Origin of the sequence: Aquabacterium sp. (assembly GCF_041909175.1) — a bacterium.
Lineage (GTDB): Bacteria > Pseudomonadota > Gammaproteobacteria > Burkholderiales > Burkholderiaceae_C > Aquabacterium.
This window is the reverse complement of the sequence record NZ_JAYRDZ010000002.1, coordinates 396,782-417,466: the sequence shown is the minus strand read 5'-3', so window position 1 is coordinate 417,466 and position 20,685 is coordinate 396,782. Positions and strand designations below refer to the sequence as shown.

General features: G+C 59.3%; 20 protein-coding genes and 1 pseudogene. 10 read left to right on the top strand and 11 right to left on the bottom strand.

Annotated elements, in window-relative coordinates; all coding sequences use genetic code 11:
* Nucleotides 1-61: 61 nt before the first annotated feature.
* The 7 genes from ACE3PH_RS04470 to pilB form a co-directional block, all read right to left on the bottom strand.
* Nucleotides 62-1,192, bottom strand: coding sequence for a glycosyltransferase (locus ACE3PH_RS04470; RefSeq protein ID WP_374316789.1), 1,131 nt, complete (start codon nucleotides 1,190-1,192; stop codon nucleotides 62-64).
* A 116-nt stretch (nucleotides 1,193-1,308) separates the two neighbouring features.
* Entirely contained in the window at nucleotides 1,309-1,518 is a 210-nt protein-coding gene (locus tag ACE3PH_RS04465) for a DNA gyrase inhibitor YacG (RefSeq protein WP_374316788.1), read from the bottom strand.
* Between the two features lie 23 nt (nucleotides 1,519-1,541).
* Nucleotides 1,542-2,300 (bottom strand): cell division protein ZapD, encoded by a 759-nt coding sequence (zapD, locus tag ACE3PH_RS04460; RefSeq protein ID WP_374316787.1) that lies wholly within the window; start codon nucleotides 2,298-2,300, stop codon nucleotides 1,542-1,544.
* A gap of 28 nt (nucleotides 2,301-2,328) precedes the next feature.
* Entirely contained in the window at nucleotides 2,329-2,934 is a 606-nt protein-coding gene (coaE, locus tag ACE3PH_RS04455) for a dephospho-CoA kinase (protein WP_374316786.1), read from the bottom strand.
* Nucleotides 2,925-3,779, bottom strand: coding sequence for an A24 family peptidase (locus ACE3PH_RS04450; RefSeq protein WP_374316785.1), 855 nt, complete (start codon nucleotides 3,777-3,779; stop codon nucleotides 2,925-2,927). Before ACE3PH_RS04450 ends, coaE begins: the two co-directional genes overlap by 10 nt.
* A 17-nt stretch (nucleotides 3,780-3,796) precedes the next feature.
* Entirely contained in the window at nucleotides 3,797-5,017 is a 1,221-nt protein-coding gene (locus ACE3PH_RS04445; protein ID WP_374316784.1) for a type II secretion system F family protein, read from the bottom strand.
* Nucleotides 5,018-5,051: 34 nt separating this feature from the next.
* On the bottom strand, nucleotides 5,052-6,770 hold the full coding sequence (pilB, locus tag ACE3PH_RS04440) for a type IV-A pilus assembly ATPase PilB (protein ID WP_374316783.1): 1,719 nt from the start codon (nucleotides 6,768-6,770) through the stop codon (nucleotides 5,052-5,054).
* A gap of 199 nt (nucleotides 6,771-6,969) precedes the next feature.
* On the opposite strand from pilB, the gene ACE3PH_RS04435 reads away from it, so the two are divergent.
* Together ACE3PH_RS04435 and ACE3PH_RS04430 are read left to right on the top strand one after the other, a co-directional pair.
* Entirely contained in the window at nucleotides 6,970-7,965 is a 996-nt protein-coding gene (locus tag ACE3PH_RS04435) for a stealth family protein (RefSeq protein ID WP_374316782.1), read from the top strand.
* A 63-nt stretch (nucleotides 7,966-8,028) separates the two neighbouring features.
* Nucleotides 8,029-9,234, top strand: coding sequence for a hypothetical protein (locus ACE3PH_RS04430; protein WP_374316781.1), 1,206 nt, complete (start codon nucleotides 8,029-8,031; stop codon nucleotides 9,232-9,234).
* On the opposite strand, the gene ACE3PH_RS04425 is transcribed toward ACE3PH_RS04430, so the two are convergent.
* The gene (locus tag ACE3PH_RS04425; protein WP_374316780.1) at nucleotides 9,201-10,214 is read right to left on the bottom strand and encodes a polysaccharide pyruvyl transferase family protein; all 1,014 of its coding nucleotides are present in this window, start codon (nucleotides 10,212-10,214) and stop codon (nucleotides 9,201-9,203) included. The genes ACE3PH_RS04430 and ACE3PH_RS04425 overlap by 34 nt on opposite strands.
* 236 nt (nucleotides 10,215-10,450) lie before the next feature.
* Between ACE3PH_RS04425 and ACE3PH_RS04420 the strand changes: the two genes are divergently transcribed.
* The 7 genes and pseudogenes from ACE3PH_RS04420 (at nucleotide 10,451) to gmhB (ending at nucleotide 15,573) form a co-directional block, all read left to right on the top strand.
* A complete protein-coding gene (locus ACE3PH_RS04420; protein WP_374316779.1) occupies nucleotides 10,451-11,230 on the top strand; it encodes a hypothetical protein in 780 nt (259 codons plus the stop codon).
* Nucleotides 11,231-11,254: 24 nt separating this feature from the next.
* A complete protein-coding gene (locus ACE3PH_RS04415) occupies nucleotides 11,255-11,980 on the top strand; it encodes a glycosyltransferase family 25 protein (RefSeq protein ID WP_374316778.1) in 726 nt (241 codons plus the stop codon).
* A gap of 2 nt (nucleotides 11,981-11,982) precedes the next feature.
* On the top strand, nucleotides 11,983-12,897 hold the full coding sequence (locus tag ACE3PH_RS04410) for a glycosyltransferase family 2 protein (RefSeq protein ID WP_374316777.1): 915 nt from the start codon (nucleotides 11,983-11,985) through the stop codon (nucleotides 12,895-12,897).
* Nucleotides 12,898-12,982: 85 nt separating this feature from the next.
* Nucleotides 12,983-13,552, top strand: a complete 570-nt coding sequence (locus ACE3PH_RS04405) for an SIS domain-containing protein (RefSeq protein ID WP_374316897.1) — start codon at nucleotides 12,983-12,985, stop codon at nucleotides 13,550-13,552.
* A 30-nt stretch (nucleotides 13,553-13,582) separates the two neighbouring features.
* Nucleotides 13,583-14,527 carry a D-glycero-beta-D-manno-heptose-7-phosphate kinase gene (gene rfaE1, locus ACE3PH_RS04400; protein WP_374316776.1) on the top strand — a complete coding sequence of 315 codons (945 nt, stop codon included), beginning with the start codon at nucleotides 13,583-13,585 and terminating at the stop codon, nucleotides 14,525-14,527.
* Nucleotides 14,524-15,003: pseudogene (gene rfaE2 / locus ACE3PH_RS04395) on the top strand (D-glycero-beta-D-manno-heptose 1-phosphate adenylyltransferase); the annotation flags it as partial. The gene rfaE1 and the pseudogene rfaE2, both read left to right, overlap by 4 nt.
* Nucleotides 14,986-15,573 carry a D-glycero-beta-D-manno-heptose 1,7-bisphosphate 7-phosphatase gene (gene gmhB / locus ACE3PH_RS04390; RefSeq protein WP_374316896.1) on the top strand — a complete coding sequence of 196 codons (588 nt, stop codon included), beginning with the start codon at nucleotides 14,986-14,988 and terminating at the stop codon, nucleotides 15,571-15,573. The pseudogene rfaE2 and the gene gmhB, both read left to right, overlap by 18 nt.
* On the opposite strand, the gene ACE3PH_RS04385 is transcribed toward gmhB, so the two are convergent.
* Nucleotides 15,530-16,594 carry a polysialyltransferase family glycosyltransferase gene (locus tag ACE3PH_RS04385; protein WP_374316775.1) on the bottom strand — a complete coding sequence of 355 codons (1,065 nt, stop codon included), beginning with the start codon at nucleotides 16,592-16,594 and terminating at the stop codon, nucleotides 15,530-15,532. The two genes, gmhB and ACE3PH_RS04385, sit on opposite strands and share 44 nt — an antisense overlap.
* Before the next feature lie 30 nt (nucleotides 16,595-16,624).
* Between ACE3PH_RS04385 and ACE3PH_RS04380 the strand changes: the two genes are divergently transcribed.
* Nucleotides 16,625-17,716, top strand: a complete 1,092-nt coding sequence (locus ACE3PH_RS04380; RefSeq protein WP_374316774.1) for a glycosyltransferase — start codon at nucleotides 16,625-16,627, stop codon at nucleotides 17,714-17,716.
* Between the two features lie 9 nt (nucleotides 17,717-17,725).
* Here the strand turns inward: ACE3PH_RS04380 and ACE3PH_RS04375 are convergent, their stop codons facing one another.
* Together ACE3PH_RS04375 and msbA are read right to left on the bottom strand one after the other, a co-directional pair.
* Nucleotides 17,726-18,715, bottom strand: a complete 990-nt coding sequence (locus tag ACE3PH_RS04375) for a glycosyltransferase family 9 protein (protein ID WP_374316773.1) — start codon at nucleotides 18,713-18,715, stop codon at nucleotides 17,726-17,728.
* Between the two features lie 77 nt (nucleotides 18,716-18,792).
* Complete coding sequence (gene msbA / locus ACE3PH_RS04370) at nucleotides 18,793-20,559, bottom strand: lipid A export permease/ATP-binding protein MsbA (RefSeq protein WP_374316772.1); 1,767 nt, start codon at nucleotides 20,557-20,559, stop codon at nucleotides 18,793-18,795.
* Nucleotides 20,560-20,685 lie beyond the last annotated feature (126 nt).

Below are 20,685 nucleotides of genomic sequence, written 5' to 3'. Positions count from 1 at the left end.
TAATTACATGTGCGCTGTCTTCGTTGGGTAGCTTTGTGTTGTTGTGTTCGTGTTGTGATAGCTAACGAATGATTGACGATTTGTGGCTGGTCTCGTCAAATTTGGTTCGTCTGTTTGTACCTGGAGGTGTGCTTGTTGTATAAAGCCATAAATAAGTTACTAAAAACCAAAGCAACCCAATAGCGATACTTGATGACGACTCATGGCCGATAACTGCAAGGCCTTGACACAAGAGAACCAAGATCCAAATGATCAAGCTCGCTCCGGCATGGCTTCTCCAAGTTGGTCTCGGTGAACCAGAGGGCATGGCCATGCGCAGTCTGTTCATCAGTACATGGTGCAAGTGAACTTGATCTGGTTGGCTGCTGTCTGTGCCGGCAATCACGTGGCGCCGGTACACCGAGAACAAGGTTTCTACAACGGGATAGCAGCAGGTCAGCAGCACAGCCCAGGTTGACACGGCCGGGCGGCGGACCAGCAGCAGCACGGCACACTCAGCCAGCCAAAAGCCAGCAAGGTATGCGCCCCCATCCCCCAGGAAAATCTTCCCGCCTGGGTAGTTGACCAGCAGAAACCCGGCCAAGGCGACGAAGCCGATGCTGCAAAGCATCAGGACTAGCATGTCGGTGTGAAACCAGGCCAGGGCGCCCAAGCCAGCGAGCATCAGCATCACGCTGCCTGCCGCCAAGCCATTGATGCCATCGATGATGTTGACCGCATTGGTCAGGCCGCCCACCGCAAAGCAGGTGAATGCCACGGACACCGGGCCATAGGCAATCAGGAGGTTGATGCCCGGGGTATCGATGTCTGTCAGTGAAGCGTCCAGACACCATGCGGCCAATGCCGCAGATGCAAACGAGGCGTAGAGGCGGGGTCTGACGCCTACCCGCTTGGTGATGTCTTCAGCAAGCCCTGCGATAAAGGCTGGCATCGCGCATCCGAGCAAAGTCAGGATGCGAACTGCGTGGGGTTCGTCGAAATAGTAGGCACCGGCAATGCCAACCATGATGGCCAGGAGCAAAGCCACACCACCTATGCGTGGCACGGGCTGCTTATGTATCTTTTGTACGCCACAGAGGTCGTGGTCTAAAGAGAGCTTGCCGTGCCAGCGTTGCGTCAGCACAAGGCCAATGCAGGTGGTGAAAGAAGCGATGAGTACTGCCAGTAAAACCAACAGCCCTGGGTGTCCCACTTGGACCTCCTGTGAAAAAGGTACAGCACTACCCCTATAAATGCGGGATTAACTTGGATTGTAAAGCATGGTAAACGCTTGCTCAACTAAACGGAGGTGTACACCTTCGTCGCTTTTCAACCGATCAAATCTTCCGGGTTGGGCTTGGCCTCTACCCGGTACTCCTCACTGGCCCATGCGCCCAGGTCGATGGCTTTGCAACCTTTGCTGCAAAACGGTCGATATGGGTTGTCCAGGCGGTACGGCACGGTGTCGCCGCAGGATGGGCAGCGCACCATCAACGGCTTGGTGGCCTGCGTGTTGTCAGGCGTGGTCTGGTCTGTCATGAAACGCTGTCACGGTGTGCGCGTCATGCGCACAAGGTCAACTCGAAACCCGCATCGGCATCTGCTGCCAACTTCAACTTGCCCTCAGTGTCCTGTTTCATGAGTCGAATGGCAACCATCAATCGGTTACCACTGATTTCAGGCACCAGCCCATACTCTCTGGCAATGCGCAGGCGCAGCAGTTGGTAGGGCTTGTTTTCCTTCAGGCTTTGCTGGTACAGGCCAGAGGGGGCTGCCACCATGTGCGGTGTGCCCGTATCGCGCAAAAGACCCAGCATCAGGCGCAAGGCATCAGCCAGCGGGGTGAGCGTCTGGGTCCACTGCATCAGATCATTCTGACGCTTGGTGGCTGGTTCGTTTTGCCAGGCGTAGTAGGACGGCAGATCGAACTCACAGGTGCCCCCGGGGATGCTGATGCGACTGCGAATGGCCATCAGCCAATCGTTCGATGCCAGCACTTGTCCCGCCTTGCCGGGCAGCTGCTGCAAATTGGAATACGCCGTATCGATGCGTTGCAGCACCTGGTCGAGAATGGCTTCCTGAATGGCAGGGTTGCCTTTCCAGGCAATGAACTGCGAGCGGTAGCGCTCCAGGTCTTTCAGCAAATCACTTTTGAGGTCGGCGCGCGAGGCGACGTCCATGATCTCGAAGATCGTGGCCAGCGCAAAGTGGTGGTCCACCGGGGTTTCGCGCCACATCAGCTGACCAAGGCGGTTGAACAGGTGTTCCAGCCGCAGCAGGGTCCGGATACTCTCGTTGAAGGGGTATTCGTAAAGGATCAACGCGCCACCTGAGCAAGTGAATCAGCAGTCATGCTGCATTGTTCCACAGGCGCCAGAGCTTATTAACTTCCTGTCGCAATTCATCGAGATCAAGATCCTCGTTCAGGATCACATGATCGGCAATGGCAAGCCTGGCGGAGCGTGAGGCCTGCTGTGCAATGACCTTTTCTACGGCTTCTCTGCTCCAGTGAGAGCGGGCCATCACGCGGTGAATCTGAGTCTCCGGCTGGCAATCGACCACCACCACCTCGTCGACCTGCTGTTTCCAGCGGTCGCCTGATTCCGTGAGGAGAGGGATATCCAGAACGACGATCTGGCCAGGTCTGGCCTGCAGGGTTTGCTGGGCAGCAATTTGCCCGATGAGGGGGTGCAGTATGCCGGCCAGGCGTTGCAGGATGTGGTGATCGCTGAATGCAGCCTGGCGCATGCGGTCACGGTCAAGTGCGCCAGTCGCGTCAATGAAGTCGGGGCCAAACTGTTGCCGTATGGCCTCAATGGCTGCGCCACCCTTTGCCGTCAGGCTGCGAGAGATCGCGTCGGTATCGACCAGGTGGGCGCCCAGCTCGACCAATATGTGGGCAACGGTGCTTTTGCCGCTGCCAATGCCACCGGTCAAGCCGATTTTCAGGCCCATCCCAACCACTCCAGCACTTTTTGCGGGCCAGCCAGCATGATGCCCAGGCCTGCGCCAGCGAGGAAAGGCCCATAGGGCACGTAGCGGCCTTCACGAAGTTGCGACGACACCTTCATGATGATGCCGACAACGGCACCGATGATGGATGAACCGAGCACGACGGGCAGCACCATTTGCCAGCCAAGCCAGGCGCCAAGCGCTGCCAGCAACTTGAAGTCGCCGTAGCCCATGCCTTCTTTGCCTGTGGTGAGCTTGAACAGCCAGTACACCGCCCAGAGAGACAGGTAGCCCACCATGGCCCCAGTCACGGCCTCGTTGAGCGGAATAGTCCAGCCGAACAAGGCTGCCAGCAAACCAGCCCACAACAGCGGAAACGTCAGGTCGTCCGGCAGCAGGGTGGTGTCCCAGTCGATCATCGATGCGGCGACCAGGATGGACACGAAAACCGCCCAGACCAGCGTCACGGGTTGCCCATTGAAACGCCAGCTGGTGGCGGCAAACAGCAGGGCGGTTGCCAACTCGACCAGCGGGTAGCGTATCGAAATGGGTGTCTTGCAAGCAGAACACTTGCCCCGCAGGAACAGCCAGCTCAGCAGAGGGATGTTTTCATACCAGCGGATCAGGTGGCCGCATGACGGGCAACGCGAGGCGGGCTTGACGAGGTTGAGTTCGGGCTCTTCCTTGACGGGGATCTCGAGCAAGGCGGAACTGTCCACACGCCACTGGCGCTCAAGCATCTTGGGCAGCCGGTGAATGACGACATTGAGGAAGCTGCCGATGCACAGGCCAATCAGGCCCATGCACCAGGGGGTGGCGAGCATCGCCAGCAGGGTATCGAATTGCATGAAGGAGAGCTGCGCGCTTAAACCACTTGGCCCAGCTTGAAGATAGGCAGGTACATGGACACCACGATACCGCCAATGACCGTACCGAGGATCACGATGATGAACGGCTCCATCAGGCTCGACAGGGATTTCACTGCCTCGTCCACTTCTTCTTCGTAGAAGTCGGCTGCCTTGCTCAGCATCTGGTCCAGCGAACCCGACTCTTCACCGATGGATGCCATCTGAAGCACCATCACCGGGAACAGGTTTACGCTCTGCATGGATGTGGTCAAACTCGTACCTGTCGACACATCGCGCTGGATTTGCTCGGTCGCTTCAGAGAAGACAGCATTGCCGGCTGCCCCACCAACGGAGTCAAGGGCTTCAACCAGGGGCACCCCAGCGGCAAACATGGTGGACAGCGTACGGGTCCAGCGGGCTACGGCAGATTTGAACAGCAGGTCGCCAAAGACGGGGATCTTGAGCAGGAAGCGATCCATCGCTTTCTGCATTTTTTCGGACCGTTTCCACGACTGCATGAAGAAATAGATGCCGCCGCCAATGGAGCCGAAAATGGCCCACCAGTATTTGACGAAGATCTCGGACATGCCCATCACGAACAGCGTGGGGGCGGGTAATTCGGCGCCAAAGGATGTGAAGACCTGTTTGAAAGCCGGGATCACGAAGATCATGATCACGGCGACCACGATGAACGCGACCACCAGCACGGCGATGGGGTAAGTCAGGGCCGACTTGATCTTCTGTTTGATGGCAATCGTCTTTTCCTGGTAGGTGGCCAGACGATCCAGCAATGTTTCGAGAATACCTGCAGCTTCACCTGCTTCGACGAGGTTGCAGTACAGGGCGTCGAAGTACATGGGGTGTTTGCGGAATGCCTGCGACAGCGCTGTACCGGTTTCCACGTCGGTGCGGATGTCGTTGAGCAGTTTCGTGACTCTCGGGTTGGTGCTGCCGCGGCCCACGATGTCGAATGATTGCAGGAGTGGCACCCCGGCTTTCATCATGGTGGCCAACTGGCGTGTGAAGACCGCGATGTCTTTGCCTTTGATCGAGGAGCCGCCGCTGGTGCGACGCTTCTTGACCTTCTGGACCATGATGCCCTGGCGGCGCAGCGTGGCACTGACCACTGCTTCGCCTGCAGCGCGGACCTCACCACGGACAATCTTGCCGTTGCGATCCTTGCCTTCCCATTCAAAGACGAACTCTTCAGTGGTTTTTTTGGCTGCAGCCGTGGCCATGTGGAACTCCGAGGTGCGTTGCGCGCGTGTCTGATTATTCGTTAGTGACGGAAATCACTTCTTCCAGGGACGTGTGGCCGGACTTGACCTTGACCAAGCCAGACTCCCGTAAGTCTCGCACGCCTTCAAGTCGTGCTTGCTCCGCAATATCCATGGCCGTACCCTGACGCAGAATGATGCGTTGTATTTCTTCACTGATGGGCATGACTTGGTAAAGACCAACACGCCCTTTGTAACCGTTGTTGCAAGCTGAGCAGCCCACAGCCTTGTAAGGCTTCCACGTGCCATCGAGTTCGGATTCCTGGAAACCGGCTTTCAGCAAGGCTTCCTTAGGGTAATCGGCCGGGACCTTGCAGTTTTCACACAAGCGTCTCGCCAGCCGCTGGGCCGTGATAAGGATCACGGCGGACGCGATATTGAACGGGGGGATACCCATGTTCAACAGACGTGTCAGGGTGGTGGGCGCGTCGTTGGTGTGCAGGGTGGACATCACCATGTGGCCGGTCTGAGCGGCCTTGATGGCGATATCGCCGGTTTCCATGTCCCGAATTTCACCGACCATGATCACATCAGGATCCTGGCGGAGGAAGGCTTTCAGCGCAGCAGAGAAGGTCAGGCCTGCGCGGTCGTTCACGTTGACCTGGTTGATGCCGGGCAAGTTGATTTCGGCCGGGTCTTCAACCGTGGAGATGTTGACGCCAGGCTGATTGAGGATGTTCAGGCAGGAGTACAGCGAAACGGTTTTACCCGAGCCTGTCGGGCCGGTGACCAGCACCATGCCGTATGGGCGGTTGATGGCGTTGAGCAGCCGATCTTTTTCGGCCTTTTCGTAGCCCAGTGCATCGATCCCCATCTTGGCAGAGGACGAATCCAGGATACGGATCACGATCTTTTCGCCAAACAGCGTGGGCAGTGTGCTGACCCGAAAGTCGATGGATTTGTTGCCGAATTTGAGCTTCATCCGGCCGTCTTGCGGCACGCGCTTTTCGGCGATGTCCAGCCGGGAGATGACCTTGATCCGTGAGGCGAGCTTTTCCTTGATGGCCACGGGTGGCTGGGTGATTTCGCGCAACTCACCGTCAATACGGAAGCGCACCCGGTAATTGAATTCGTATGGCTCGAAGTGCAAGTCGGACGCACGCATGTTGATGGCGTCGATCAGCATCTTTTGCAGGAATTTGACGACGGGAGCGTCTTCCACGTCCGCTGAAATGTCGTTGGATTCCTGCGGCTGTGTGACATCGTCGGTGACATCGAACTCGAAGTCCTCGGAGGTCAAAGCGTTGAGCTGCTCTTCTGCAGATGCCCCCTGACCCTCAATCAGCTTGGCCAGCTTGTCGTATTCGACGATGACCCATTCTGGCGTGAGTTGCGTGGCAAACTTGATGCGCTCGATGGCCTCCTGATCGGTCGGGTCAGCTCCCGCCACAAAGAGGCGGTTGCCACGCTTGGACAGTACCAGCACCTGGTATTGGCTGGCCAGCTTGTTGTCGATGACGCCTTTGGGCAGCCGTTGAAGATCGATTGCCGAGAGATCCAGCAGGGGAACGGCTAATGCGGTCGACAAGGTGTGTGCGAGATCAGACGATGAAATGGCGCCGCGCGTTACGAGCGTGCTGACAAAGCTGCGTTTTTGCTCTTTGGCTGCGCGGGTCAGTTCGCCTGCGGCGGTGGCATCAAGCTTTCCTGCATTGACGAGCACGCGGGCTACGCCAGACAGGTTGCCGGTGTTTTCAGCCAGGTTGTCGATCATGTGTATGTCAGGGATGGGAGCTTTTGATCAAGGGCGATGATGGGGCAGAAAGCTGCAGCAGCGATGCTTGAATAGCACGATGGTTGCCACCCTGTCACTGCCATCATGCAACACGTTCAGATCATATACGAGCTGGGCCTTTTCTGAAAATTGCCTAATCACAGCATTTTTTTACAAACAACGCATTAGCATCCGGCGAATGAAGGTTGATATTGTTTACACATGGGTCGACAGCTCTGATCCGGAGTGGAAGTGGCAGAAGCAAGCGGCTGCGCATGAGCACCCCGAATTGGTCTGTGAAGCCGGGGCGCATCCGGCTAGGTTTGCCAATAATGGTGAGTTGCTGTATTCGCTCAGGTCGATTCATAAGTTTGCGCCATGGGTTAATAGAATTCACATTGTTACAAATGGGCAAAGGCCGGGGTGGTTGAATGTTGAACACCCAAAGATCAACCTTGTCGCGCATCGGGATATATTTTATCCGTCGGATGTGTTGCCAACCTTCAGTAGCCGTGCCATTGAGGCTCGGCTGGTGAACATAGAGGGTCTGGCGGAACGGTTCGTATATTTCAATGATGACATGTTTCTGGGGCGGTCCTCTTCGGAAAATGATTTCTTCTTCAGGGGGGCTCCCAGGGTATTTACAACAACCCGCTTGCCCTCGCGACGGGCGCTTTTCAATGTGTCAAGCCAGGCCCCAGGCTGGTTGCATCATGATGGGCTGCGGTCTACCCAGCAGGCCGTCAAATCCGTGGCGGGCTCAGCACCCAACTACGAAATACGGCATCAGGTCGTGCCGTTTGTCACAGCTGATTTGCGGCAACTGACCGATGTGCTCTATCGAGAGTACTTTGATGCGGCTGCGGCGTCACCGGTGAGGTCGCCCGGTACGGTATTGGCGCCTCAATGCTTCATGCGGCATATGCTGGCTGTTGGGCGTGCGAAGAAGACGTATCTCAAATCTTTCGGGGATCGTGCGCGATGGAAGGATTATATTTATCGCACGCTGAATATGAGGTCGAGTAAATACGTGAGCCTGCAGGATGGGTGCGAGGTGCAGTTGGGCCGGGTCATGGATATGCGGCCGCTGTTGTTTTGCATCAATCAGACCGAGTTGACCATGCCTGCCAATTTGCAGGAAATGATCAAGTTCTTGGCCGACTATTTTCCGGAGCCATCTCCTTACGAAGTGTGAATGCATTTTTTGCATCGCCGCCTGTGCTGTTATGCTTAAGACAGAGCAGAAGGTTGGGTGGAAATGGGGTTTCTGATATTGGAGCCACAGGCGGCTCGTGTCCTTGAGGGGCGGACCCGCTGGGCGTGCAAGCTGGTTCGCACAGATGAGCATCAGGCTCAGGAGTCAGCAGACGAGCTTTGGTTCGACGCCCCCGTGACAGATGCGGGGGCGCTGGCGCCGGATGATGCCGAGCCGTTTTTGATTGCAAGCTTGATGCTTGCCATGCAGGAGCAACGCTCGATAAGGGTTCAGGGCCGTGTATCAAGGTATCTGTTGCAGAACCTGGGTGAATACATGGCTTTCTGGTCGCGTGTGGCGCCACGCCTGTATCGCTCGGTCGATATCGAGGCCACAACGGTTGATGATGCCGCTCCCGGCGACATGGGGGCGGATGTGCTGGGTACCGGGACGGCCATGGCTGCGTTTTCAGGTGGGCTCGATGCCACATTTTTGGCCTGGCGCCATCACCGTCGACAAGTTGGCTGGCGAAGCCGGGATATCGGGTTCTTTGTGATGCTCAGTGGGTTTGATATCCGCCACGATCGGACCGGGCACGTTGACGCGTCGATGGCATCAGCGCGGAAGACACTGGCCAGCATCGGGGCTGAACTCAAAACGCTGCGAACCAATCTGCGTGAGGTGATGCCGGTGAAGTGGGACCATTTGCATGGCACCTCATTGGTAGCCTGCTTTCACTTTTTCAAAGCCCATGCCAGGACCATGCTGGTCGCCAGCTGTGAGCCGTATGACGATCTCGCAATTCCCTGGGGGATGTCGCCACTTTGTGACCACCTGCTGTCGAGCTCTTCGTTGCGCGTGATCCACGACGGGGCGGAGTTTTCCCGCTCGGAGAAGGCGGCGGCAGTGGCCGGGTGGGCGCAGGGGTGTGACCACTTGCGCGTGTGCTGGCAAGACAGCGTCAGCGGCGGAAATTGCCTCAAGTGTGAGAAGTGTCTGCGGACGATGGCCAACTTCGTGACGCAGGGGCACCCGGTGCCTCGCAGTCTGGGGGGCGATGACCGGTACCTGGGCCGCTACATCACCCGGATCAAGCTGCGGACTCCTGCTCAGGAGTCCGAATGGCGGTCCATCCTGTCTGCCAGGTTCGCCGGGCCTCGCCCGATGTGGCATCGATGGGTTCCGGTACTGCTGTTTGTCGGCAAGTTGCGGCGGCTGTTCTACATCGCCAAGGGTCAGCCCGAGCGGGCCGGGGTGACGAAGATCTGATCCAGCTGGTGCAGCAGGCATTGTTTTTGGGATAGGAAGCTACGAGCCCATGCTGGGGGGGAGGGGGCGTCGAGCTGAAGCGCATCAATGGCCGCGCTCAGAGACTTGTCCCAGTCACTGTTCCAGATGATGAGGTGCTGGGGAAGCCGCAGCATGTTATAGAGAAGGTGCTTCTTGGACTCGTTCAAGGTGGACGTGACAGGGCCAAGCGGGTCGGCGATGCAGATGGCAGGGGTGCCACGTCCCATGGCGCAGATATTCAGGTGGTAAATATCGGTGATGCAAAACTGTGCTCTGGCAATCAGGGCCAGTTGCGCGGCAAGCCGGATATGGAAGAATTTTCGGGGCCAACGGTTGCGAAGCCATCCAACTTCGATGCCCTTCATACCTGTCAGCAGTTCTGTTTCCCGGACGACGCGTTCTGCATCGTTGGGGCTTAGCGTGCGCTGAAAGGCATACACAAAATAACGAATGGGGCTTTTTCGATGGCGCTCAGGAGTGCCCAGCAAGGCAGCGCAATCGAACCCTAGCCGAGGGGTGGCATGTGGCTGAATGCTTTTGACCTCTTCCACAGAACCAGGGTCGCGCAGGATCAGTGCATCTGCATCGAGCAGAAACTGTTGATATGCCTCGCGGATGACGGGGGAATTGCAGTGCGCGTTGCCCCCGAGGGCACAACCACCCGCCACAATGATGCGCTGGTGTGGGTTGAACTGCTTGAGTCGAAGATAGAGTGTCAGCCACTCCTCCACTGTGGAGGGGCTCCCGTGCGTTGATCGACGGGTCAGGTAGTCTCGCTGTCCCCACAAGGGGTTGGTCAGGAAATCTCCCCAGTACACGACCGATTGATAGGGGGCGAAGTCTGCCGGGGTCGACAGTCGACGGTATTGCAGCCCGCCAATATGAGCGCGCCCTTGTGTGACGATCAGATCGTGAGGGATGCCTCTGCTGTTGAAATAGGCCTGTGCGCTGCTGTCCACACAGTACATGCCACTGTTTTTGGGGTTGTGTGCGCAGATGACGGCCACGCGATGTGTCTGGGTCATGGGGCGGCTGCGGGCTGGGTGGACAAGATCCATCCTCCTATCATCGACATATGGGCAACATGCTTGCACCCCTGAAGCATGGGGGTGACATTTGTAGACATCTTGGACCTGGGAAGGCCCTTGAACGGTGATACCGTGTGCGCCATTGTCTGAGTCGAAGGAGAAATCGCTTGCGTGTTGAGTCGGAGACCGTCTTTGCGTGCGTCGCAACCGGCCCGCTTTATGGTTTGGCCGATCAGTACATCAACGCGATGTACCGTATGTTGTCCAAACACTACAAGCGGCCCTTCCAGTTGCGATGTTACACAGACCGGCGGCGTGAGGTGGATGAGCGTATCCGGCAGATGGACTGTTCAAGTTGGCTTGAGTTTCAGCAGGACGGAACTCACCCGACCGACTACAAGATCGGGCTTTTCAACCCGGTCTATGCTGACTGCGAGGAGCTCATCTATCTTGACTTGAGCCTTGTCATTCAGCGCAATCTGACTCCACTTGTCGATTTCGCGTCGGGGTGCTCGCAGGGGCTGGTCGTGGTTCAGGACTGGTTCTATGACGGGTACAACTCGTCAGTCATGCGTATCCGGCCCCGTGATATGAAATACGTCTACGACGACTATCTGGCCGGCATCAAATACCCGATGCAGATTGCGGGGGATCAAGACTACATATACGGTTCAACCCGTGCCAGGGGGGCTGCGGTCGCATTGTTCCCCTCTGAGCATGTAGATAGCTTCAAGCGGTTGATGAGGCTCGGGTTGCATGACTTTGTCGCGGCCAGGCAGTGTGCGGCACAGGCGCTGATCGTGAAGTTTCACGGTCGACCCAAAATGCATGTGCTGTTTTCTTTCGGGTATGTGTTTTTCAAGTATCGGGTTCGCTATTGGCTGCACGGGCACTGGACGCTGCCTGTCGATGTCAAACGTCTGAGGATGGCGTGGTTAAGAAAATAAAAGGGGATCGGTTTGAGAATATTTGTGATCAATCTGGAAAGGTCGGTTGATCGGCGCACAGACATGGACAGGCAGTTGCGTGATCTGGGGGCTGATTACGAGATCTGGCCGGCCATTGATGGGCGGGCACTGGACGAGTCTGTGTACATGCAACGAGGTGGTGCCCATGGATTGTTCCGCGGGGAAGTTGGTTGTTATCTGAGCCATCTTTCCTTGTGGAAGAAGATCCGTGATGAACAGATTCCACTGGCGCTGATCCTGGAAGATGACGCCCGGATCGATTCGGACGCTTTGGATGTGGTACGTGATGCATCACGGTATACAGATCGCTTTGATGTCTTGAGGCTGTCAGCCCTGGAAAAGCAGGTTGGGGCGCCTTTGTCCAACTTGGCGGGTGGGCGTCAGTTGATTATCCCGATGAAGAACCCTAGTGGTCTGGCTGGATATGTGCTGACCAGCGAAGGCGCCGCCAAGCTGGTTAGCCAGGCTGAAGTGGTCCGTATACCCATCGACACTGTGGTGGACCGCTGCTGGACCAGGGGTGTTCGCATGGTCATGGTGAACCCCGCTCCGATTCACCATGCTGAGGGGGTGACGTCGACCATTACGGAGGTCAAACGGCACGGTTTGAGGAAATATCAATCCAGTTGGTGTGGGCGCATCAGCCGATCTGTCAAGAAGCGCCTCTACCGCTACTCGATGAAGGATCAATGGCATCAACAAGATACCCGCAAAGACATAACGGAGTGACCATGCGGCGTGTTTGCCTTGTCAATAGCTTCAACTATGCGCAGTTTTTGCCTGCGTGCTTGAGCAGCATTGAGTTGCAATCGACGCAGTTTGATCTGGTGGTTGTGGTTGACGATGGCTCGAGTGATCAGTCAAGGGGGATCATCGAGTCGTACTGCAATAGATTGTCGGGCTGGGTGGCTTTGTTCAAGTCGAACGGTGGGCAGTTGTCTTGCTTTAATGCTTGCGTTCAGCTCGTCGAGGAAGATGACATCGTTACATTTCTGGATGCCGATGATGTCTATCCGGCTGATTACCTGGCTTCTTTGTTGAGGCGGGTTGACAAGCACCAGGCTGATTTCTATTTTGGCGAGGCGGTTCAGTTTCAGGACGGAAAGGCTCAGCCGCTTATCTCTGCTGTTTTGTGTGACCGGACTGATTTTGTCATTCCGTGTAGTTCTGCCATGGCACGTCGTTTTGGGGCCTGGATCGGTAGTCCGACATCGGCCATTGCTGTGAGGGGGCGTTTGCTCAAGGACATCTTGCCCTATCCTCATGAGCGTGAGTGGGTGACGCGCGCTGATGATGTGCTGGTTTTTGGCGCCAGCCTTTTGGGTGCTTCCAAGGTTTACATGCCGGGGGTGGGTGTGGGATACCGCGTTCATGGCAATAACGGGTTCTTGGGGAAAAAGTACAGCGCTGGCTACATTGCTCAGCGCGCACACAAGCTGGAGAAGTTGTTTGGCTGGTATTGCCAGAAGCAGAGCATCCCGGTTGAGGCATGTGCCAGGCTGGCTGTGCAAGAGCACGTTTTGGTGCCGAACGCGCTGTTGAAGCGCTTGCAGGTCCACAAGGTCAAGACGACAAAATCGCTGTCACTGCTTGACAGGTGGTCGCTTTGGAACCGGCGTCGGAAATTTCACAGCCAGTCAGCCTGAACAGGCGTGGTTTGACGCGAGGTAAATCGATGGTGATCGGTGACAATGCAGGGCTGTGGATGACTCGGCTGCCCAGCCAGGAATGATGGCGTCTTTGTTTTTAACCAATCTTTCGGAGCACATGGCTCTGATGGCATCGCTGTCGGTGGTGTCAGAGCCCGTGGCCGCTGCAGGGCAGCTTGCGTCACAAGCCCTGTCGGCTGGGGGCAAGTTGATGTTCTGCGGCAATGGCGGCTCCGCAGCCGATTGTCAGCATCTGGCTTCCGAATTGACGGGGCGTTTCATCAAGGATCGTCGCGCTTTGGCAGCCATCGCGCTGACAACCGACTCTTCGGCGCTGACCTGCATCGGCAACGACTATGCCTTTGACGAGGTGTTTGCCCGACAGGTGGCCGGTTTGGGGCGTGCCGGCGATGTGCTGGTGGCCATCTCCACATCGGGGCACTCGAAGAATGTGGTGCGTGCCGTGGAAGAGGCTCGCCAGTTGGGGGTGAAGGTCGTGGGCTTGCTCGGCCGGGATGGTGGCGTGCTGGCGCCGATGTGCGATGTCGCCATCGTGGTCCCCAGTCAGGTGACGGCACGGATTCAGGAGGCGCATATCCTGATCGGACACACGCTGTGCGGTTTGATTGAGCACGAGCTCGGCTTGGCCTGACAGCGCTCGTACCGCTTTGTTCTATAGAGAATGGATGCCAATCTGATGATGCCTGCGCGGTCGATGTTTGAAGCCCGCCGAGTGCTGGTGGTGGGAGACGTGATGCTGGACCGCTACTGGATGGGGGCGGTGGACCGTATTTCGCCCGAAGCCCCCGTGCCGGTAGTGCGTGTACAGAGTGAGCAGGACCGGATGGGCGGCGCTGCCAATGTGGCGCTGAATGTCAGTCGTCTGGGGTGCCAGGCGACATTGATCAGCATGGTCGGCCAGGACGATGCCGCCCGCAGCCTGCGCCGGTTGGTGTCTGAGGCCGGTATCCACGCGGTGCTGGGCGAAGACCCGCAGTTGCAGACCATCGTGAAATTGCGCGTGATCGGCCGGTCCCAGCAACTGTTGCGGGTGGATTTCGAGCGCGAGCCCGACCACGAGGTGCTCATGCAGATGTCGGCCGACTTCGAGCGCGAGTTGCCTCAGCACGATGTGGTGCTGTTCTCTGACTACGGCAAGGGTGGGCTGACCCATATTCAGCGCATGATCGAGTTGGCACGTGCTGCGGGCAAGCCAGTGCTGGTCGACCCCAAGGGCAGTGATTACGAGCGCTATGCCGGCGCGACGGTGATCACCCCCAATCGCGCCGAACTGGCGCAGGTGGTGGGCACCTGGCGTACCGAGGCTGAATTGCGTGACAAGGCGCAGGCCTTGCGCGAGCGCCTGCAGTTGCAGGCCTTGCTGCTGACGCGCTCGGAAGAGGGCATGAGCCTGTTTGAGGCAGGGCAGGTGACCGATGCTCCGGCGCAGGCGCGTGAGGTCTATGACGTGACGGGTGCGGGTGACACCGTCATTGCCACCTTCGCGGCCTGCATGGCTGCGGGTGTGCCGATGAGCGAGGCCATGCAGCATGCCAACCGCGCGGGCGGCATCGTGGTGGGCAAGTTCGGCACCGCCACGGTCACTTACGAGGAGTTGTTTGCGTGACGTCGCAGCTTCATCCCGCTGACAAGGTGTGCCCGCGTTCCGAATTGGCCGAACGACTGGCCGCGCTGCCACGTCCACTGGTGTTCACCAACGGTGTCTTCGATGTGTTGCACCGTGGGCATGTGAGCTACCTGCACGAGGCGCGCCAACTGGGTGGCTCGCTGGTGGTGGCTGTCAATTCGGATGCCTCTGCGCGCATGCTGGGCAAGGGGCCAGACCGGCCGCTCAACCACGATGTGGACCGGGCACTGGTACTGGCCGGACTGGCCTCGGTGTCGCTGGTCACTTTTTTCGATGAACGCACACCGGTCGAGCTGATCAAGGCAGTGCGCCCTGACGTCTATGTCAAGGGCGGCGACTACGACATGGCGTCGCTCGAAGAGACACGCGTGGTGCGCAGCTGGGGTGGCCAGTCGGTGGCCATTCCATTTGTAGATGGGTATTCAACCACCGCCCTGGTGAAGAAGATCCGTGCGGGTGAGGCGCGCCGTAAGGTGGCCTTTCTCGACCGCGATGGCGTGATCAACCTGGACCGTGCCTATGTGCACCAGTGGGACGAGTTCGAGTTTGTGCCCGGCGCGGTGGAGGCCATGAAGGCCTTGTATGACGCGGGGTACGCTCTGGTGGTGGTGACCAACCAGTCAGGTATTGCGCGTGGCATGTACACCGAGGCTGAGTACCAGCAACTCACGGGGCAGATGCGGCAGGCCCTGCATGAGGCCGGTGTGGAACTGGCAGGGGTCTACCACTGTCCTCACCACCCCAAGGGCGCGGTGCCTGACCTGGCGCATGACTGTGATTGCCGCAAGCCGGCACCCGGCCTGATCACCCGGGCCTTGTCCGAGCTGGGTTTGTCGGCGTCAGATGCCTTCATGGTGGGGGACAAGCCGTCGGACATCGAGGCGGCGCGTGCGGCCGGTTTGGCGCGTGCGTTCATCGTCCAGTCGGACAACGACGAGTCCACAGGTGACCTGCATGGCGCCGATGCCGGTTTCAAGGACCTCAAGGACTGTGTGGCGCACCTGTTGTCAGGTGCATCAGCCTGACCCCCGCCTTGTCAAAGGCGCGCTCCATGTCGCGCTTTTCCTTGTCTGATTTGAAGCGGGTGCGGTCCCAGCCGAACGCGGCGACCTGGGCCTGGCCCTGGTAAAGCTGGGCGGCGAACAGCAGTGCCGTAGAGCGGGTGCCGACGACGGCGGCATAAGGCTGGCGGCTCATCCACAACTCGATGGGCTGATCGATCTCGAGCACCTCGTAGTCGGCGGTGCAGAGTTCCTTGTTCGGGTCTTTGGGGTGGCCCTTGTAGTGGATGGTCTCGAAGCCTTGCTGCATCAGCCAGTCGTGCATGTCACGGGTGACGATGTCGCGATCTGCTTCAGCCATCAGGCCCGCACCGACCATGGGTTGGCCAATGACCAGGGCGCGGCGTGGCACCGCGCCATCCGACGCGGCAGCTGGCTCGACCAGCGGCGGCAGGGTGACCACCTTGTCGACCGGGTACTCATGGGGCAGGCCGGGTAGCACGTAGATGCGGTCGCAAAACGGTGCGTCCGAGCCGATGCGGTCGCCAGAGAAGCACCAGTAGTCCAGTTCGGGAGCCGCCAGGCGGCGCAGCTTGCGCAGAGTTTGCAATGCGCGCTTGATAGCGCTGAGCGGGTAGCGTCGGATGCTGATGAGTCCGTCGGGCAGGATGCGGGCTTTCATCACCCTGGCACCCACCGCACGCGTCAGGGCACGCAGGAAGTAGTTGATGGCTTCGGTGTCGAAGACGGCGCTGTGGATGTGGAGCTCATCGCAAGGGCCGACCAGCTCGGCGATGTCGCGGATGTTGCTGCGCAACCGGCGGTGTCGTCCGAATGGGCCAGGCAGTGGGGCCCAGCGGGGCCAGGGCATGTAGGCGCTGGCATCCCACTCTTCAGCTTGAATGAGGGACTTCACACCAGGCTGATACCAGACCAATACCTGCCGGGCGCCTTGTTCGTGCTGTTTGGCGATCAACCGGGCTGCCAGGTATTGCAGCGGCGAGGCGATGAAGTAGAGGGCGACACGCGGGTGGCGAGGCTTCATAATCCGACGTTTCTTGTTGTTCGCTTGTTCATGAACCCGCACATTGTCCACCTCGAAACCGGCATGCACGTCTACGGCGGGTCACGCCAGGTGCTGTATCTGCAGGAATACCTGCCGCCGCTCGGGGTGCAGTGCACCCTGGTGTGCGCTCAAGGCAGCGAGATGGCCCTGCGCGGTCGCGAGCAAGGCGCGAATGTGGTCGAGTTACCGATGTCGGGCGATGCCGATGTCGGCTTTGCGTTCCGGTTTGCGAGCTGGCTCAAGGCGGTCAAGCCAGACCTGGTACATGTGCACAGCCGCCGCGGTGCCGATATCTGGGGCGGCCTGGGGGCCAAGCTGGCCGGGGTGCCGGCAGTGCTCTCGCGTCGTGTCGACAACGCCGAGGGGCGCCTGGCTGTGCGCCTCAAATATCCGCTGTACCAGCACGTGATTGCCGTGGCCCAGGGGGTCAAGGATGTGCTGGTGAGCAATGGGGTGGCCGCGGACAAGATCACGGTGGTGCACAGCGCGATCAACCCGGCCTTGTTTCAGCAACCGCGCAGCAAGGCAGAGTTGGCACAGGAGTTCGGTCTGAACCCGGATGCGCCCATTCTGGGCATCGCGGCACAGCTGATTCCACGCAAAGGCCACGTGCTGCTGTTTGATGCACTGCGCCTGATGCAGGACCGGCACCCGACTGTGCAACTGATCGTGTTCGGTCGGGGTCCTTTGTCGGATACCTTGCCGGCCGAAGCGGCTGCCCGTGGGCTGACAGATCGCGTGCGCTTTGCGGGCTTCCGAGACGATCTGGCCAGCTGGATGGGCGCGCTGGACATCCTGGCGCACCCAGCCTATACGGAGGGGCTGGCCAATGTGTGCCTGCAGGCCGCAGCGGCGAGCGTGCCGTCGGTGGGGAGCCGCGTCGGTGGGATTCCCGAGGCCATCAGCGACAAGGTGACGGGCCTGCTTGTGCCGGTGGGCGATGTGCAGGCGCTGGCTCAGGCCTTGTCCCGACTACTGGAAGACGCCGACCTGCGGCAACGCCTGGGCGCCGCGGGGCCGGCCTATATCGAGAGCGATTTCACCGCGCCGCAGATGGCGGCTGGCAACCGTGCGGTGTACCGACGCCTGCTGGGGCGCTGAGCCGGGGCCTCAGGCCCTGGCGTGCAGCAAGGGCTGCGCTTCAGCCAGCACCCGCTCGACTGTGAGTTGCCGCATGCAGTCAAAGCGACCGTCACACGTGGGGTGACGTCGGCAGGGGGAGCAGTCCAGCTTGTCGTAGAGGATACGGGTATGCGGGGTGGCGGCATCGGCATAAGGGCAGGTGGAGCCGAACAGGGCGAGGGTCGGTACCTTCAGGGCCGTACCCATGTGGGTCAGGCCGGTGTCGACGCCGATGAGCAGTTGTCCGCGGGCCACCAGGGCCACGCTGTCATCCAGCCGCAAGTCGCCCGCCACACTGACCAGGCCAGGGCATCCGGCCTGGATGCGGGCCGCAGCCTCCTTGTCGGCCGGGCCGCCCACGATGACGGGGAAACAGCCCTGGCTTTGCAGTTGCTGTGCCAGCTCGGCCCAGCGGTCTTCGAACCAGTGCTTTTGCGGGCGTGTCGTGAAAGGGCAGAGCAGGACCAGCTTGCTGGGGTGCCCCCACTGTTGCATCAACTGCTCGACCTTGGCTGCCTGGGCCTCACCAATGGCCAGATCAAGCTGAAAGTCTTCATCACGGGCGCCCAGGTGGCGAGCCAAATAGCGGTATTCCGAGCTGATGCGGCGGTCTGCGCCGGGCGGTGGCACGAGACGGGTGTGAACCAGCAGGCGGCTGCCTTCACGCGCCATGAGGCTGATGCGTTCCGGTGCGCCTGTGAACCAGGCGCAAACCCCGCTCTTGAGCAAGCCCTGGGCATCCAGTACCAGGTCAAATTTGTTCGTGCGCAACTCGTTTCGGAAGGCCATGACGGCTTGCCACAGCTTGCGCCACTGGCGTTCCTGCCACAGTTGGCGCCACAGTGGTCTCGGCCAGATCAATACCTGCTTCAGGCGGGGATTGTGTTTGATGAGGGGCGCTGCCGGGGCTTCGGTCAGCCAACTGAGTTCGGCATCAGGGTAGGTGTGTTTGATGGCCTGAATAAGGCCGGATGCCATGACGACATCACCCAGCGCAGACAGCCGGATCAGCAGAATGCGTTGGGGTGCGGGAGAGCGAGGTGGAGGCGGGGGGGTCACGACGCGTGAGCGGCCGATTTCTCGGCATTGAACTGCAGGTGGTAGAGCTTGGCGTAGATGCCGCCTTGAGCCAGCAACGCCGCATGGCTGCCGATCTCGGCGATGCGGCCTTGCTCCATCACGACAATGCGGTCGGCGTTGATGATGGTGGACAGCCGGTGCGCGATGATGATGGTCGTGCGGCCCTTGCAGAGGTTGTCGAGCGCCGCTTGCACGGCGCGTTCGGATTCGGTGTCCAGCGCCGAGGTGGCTTCGTCGAGCAGCAGGATCGGGGCGTTCTTGAGCAGGGCGCGAGCGATCGAGATGCGCTGGCGCTGGCCGCCAGACAGCCGGGCGCCGTTTTCGCCGATCTGGGTGTTGAACCCTTCCGGCAGGGCTTCGATGAATTCGAGCGCATTGGCGGCACGCGCAGCTTCACGCAACTGGGTTTCCGTCACGGTGTTCTGACAGCCGTAGGCAATGTTGGCTGCAATGGTGTCATTGAACAGCACGACACTTTGGGTGACCAGGCCGATGTTGGCGCGCAGATTGGCCAGCTTCAGTTCACGGGTGTCGATGCCGTCGATCAGGATGCGGCCGGCGTCTACCTGATAGAAGCGAGGGATGAGCGACATCATGGTGGATTTGCCGCTGCCGGATGCCCCGACCAGGGCCACGGTTTCACCGGGCTGGATGTCCAGGTTGATGTCGTTCAGCGCAGCGCGTTCCGCGTTGGGGTACTTGAACCCGACATGTTCGAACTGCAGGTGGCCGTGCGAGCGGCCCATGGTCTGCTGGCCCTCGTCGGTTTCAGAAGGTGTGTCCAGAAATTCGAACACACTGGTGGCTGCCGCCAAGCCACGCTGCAGGGTCTCATTGACGTTGGACAGGCGCTTGAGCGGTGACAGCAGCAAGGCCATGGCGCTGAAGAACGACACGAAGCCGCCGACACTCAGCTGGTTCATGCTGGATTGCAGGGTCGCGTAGTAGATGATGATGGCCAGTGCGGTCGCTGCGATCAACTGGACGATGGGCCCATTGGCAGCGGATGTGTTGACCACCTTCATGGTGAACTGGCGGATCGAGTTGGTCACGTCGTGGAAGCGCTTGGCCTCATAGGCCTCGCTGCCGAAGATGCGTATTTCCCGATGACCGCCAATGGCCTCGTCAAGCACATGGGACAGGGTACCCATGGTGTTTTGCTGATTACGGCTGAGTTGGCGCAGGCGGCGGCTGACGGCACGGATGATCCAGGCGATCAGGGGCAGCACCGTGAAGAAGGCAAGTGCCAGGCGCCAGTTCATCCACAGCATGTAACCCAGCAACCCGATCACGGTGAGGGTGTCCTTCACGATGGTGATGAGCGTGACGGTGACAATGGGGCTGAGTTGCTGGGTGTTGTAGGTGAACTTGGAGATGATCGCGGCCGCGGTGGTCGAGTCAAACTGGCTGGTCGGCAGGGTCAGCAGCTTGTCGAACATGCGCACACGCAAGTCCATCACCACTTTGTTGGCGACGATGCTCAGCGCGGTGGTGTGCACGTAATCGGAAATGCCACGCACGAAAAACAGCGCAATGAGCAGCAGCGGCATCGCGTGCAGGGTGCTGGGGTCTTTCTGGACGAAGCTGCCATCCAGCAGCGCCTTGAGCAGCGCTGGAATGGCGGTTTCGGTGCTGGCGTTGACGATCATCGCCAGGATGCCGAATGCGAAGATCTTCCAGTGCGGATAGACGCACCGCAGCAGTCGCCGGGGCAATTCGGAACGGTCTTCGCGTTGACTCATGTGTGTGGATGCGAGGGCGACACAGCGGCAGGCCAAGGCGGTGTCAATCCCGGTCAGTGGGTCGACGAGTTTACCAGTCGGGGGGTGTCCAGACACTCTGTGCAACGGACCTTTACCCCTGCTGAA

Bases quoted from the DNA above. Each gene is read 5' to 3' on its own strand.
- ACE3PH_RS04465 (WP_374316788.1), bottom strand. From the start codon at position 1,518: ATGACAGACCAGACCACGCCTGACAACACGCAGGCCACCAAGCCGTTG.
- coaE (WP_374316786.1), bottom strand. From the start codon at position 2,934: ATGGGCCTGAAAATCGGCTTGACCGGTGGCATTGGCAGCGGCAAAAGC.
- ACE3PH_RS04450 (WP_374316785.1), bottom strand. From the start codon at position 3,779: ATGCAATTCGATACCCTGCTGGCGATGCTCGCCACCCCCTGGTGCATG.
- ACE3PH_RS04445 (WP_374316784.1), bottom strand. From the start codon at position 5,017: ATGGCCACGGCTGCAGCCAAAAAAACCACTGAAGAGTTCGTCTTTGAA.
- pilB (WP_374316783.1), bottom strand. From the start codon at position 6,770: ATGATCGACAACCTGGCTGAAAACACCGGCAACCTGTCTGGCGTAGCC.
- ACE3PH_RS04435 (WP_374316782.1), top strand. From the start codon at position 6,970: ATGAAGGTTGATATTGTTTACACATGGGTCGACAGCTCTGATCCGGAG.
- ACE3PH_RS04430 (WP_374316781.1), top strand. From the start codon at position 8,029: ATGGGGTTTCTGATATTGGAGCCACAGGCGGCTCGTGTCCTTGAGGGG.
- ACE3PH_RS04410 (WP_374316777.1), top strand. From the start codon at position 11,983: ATGCGGCGTGTTTGCCTTGTCAATAGCTTCAACTATGCGCAGTTTTTG.
- ACE3PH_RS04405 (WP_374316897.1), top strand. From the start codon at position 12,983: ATGGCGTCTTTGTTTTTAACCAATCTTTCGGAGCACATGGCTCTGATG.
- rfaE1 (WP_374316776.1), top strand. From the start codon at position 13,583: ATGGATGCCAATCTGATGATGCCTGCGCGGTCGATGTTTGAAGCCCGC.
- ACE3PH_RS04385 (WP_374316775.1), bottom strand. From the start codon at position 16,594: ATGAAGCCTCGCCACCCGCGTGTCGCCCTCTACTTCATCGCCTCGCCG.
- ACE3PH_RS04380 (WP_374316774.1), top strand. From the start codon at position 16,625: ATGAACCCGCACATTGTCCACCTCGAAACCGGCATGCACGTCTACGGC.
- ACE3PH_RS04375 (WP_374316773.1), bottom strand. From the start codon at position 18,715: ATGGCATCCGGCCTTATTCAGGCCATCAAACACACCTACCCTGATGCC.
- msbA (WP_374316772.1), bottom strand. From the start codon at position 20,559: ATGAGTCAACGCGAAGACCGTTCCGAATTGCCCCGGCGACTGCTGCGG.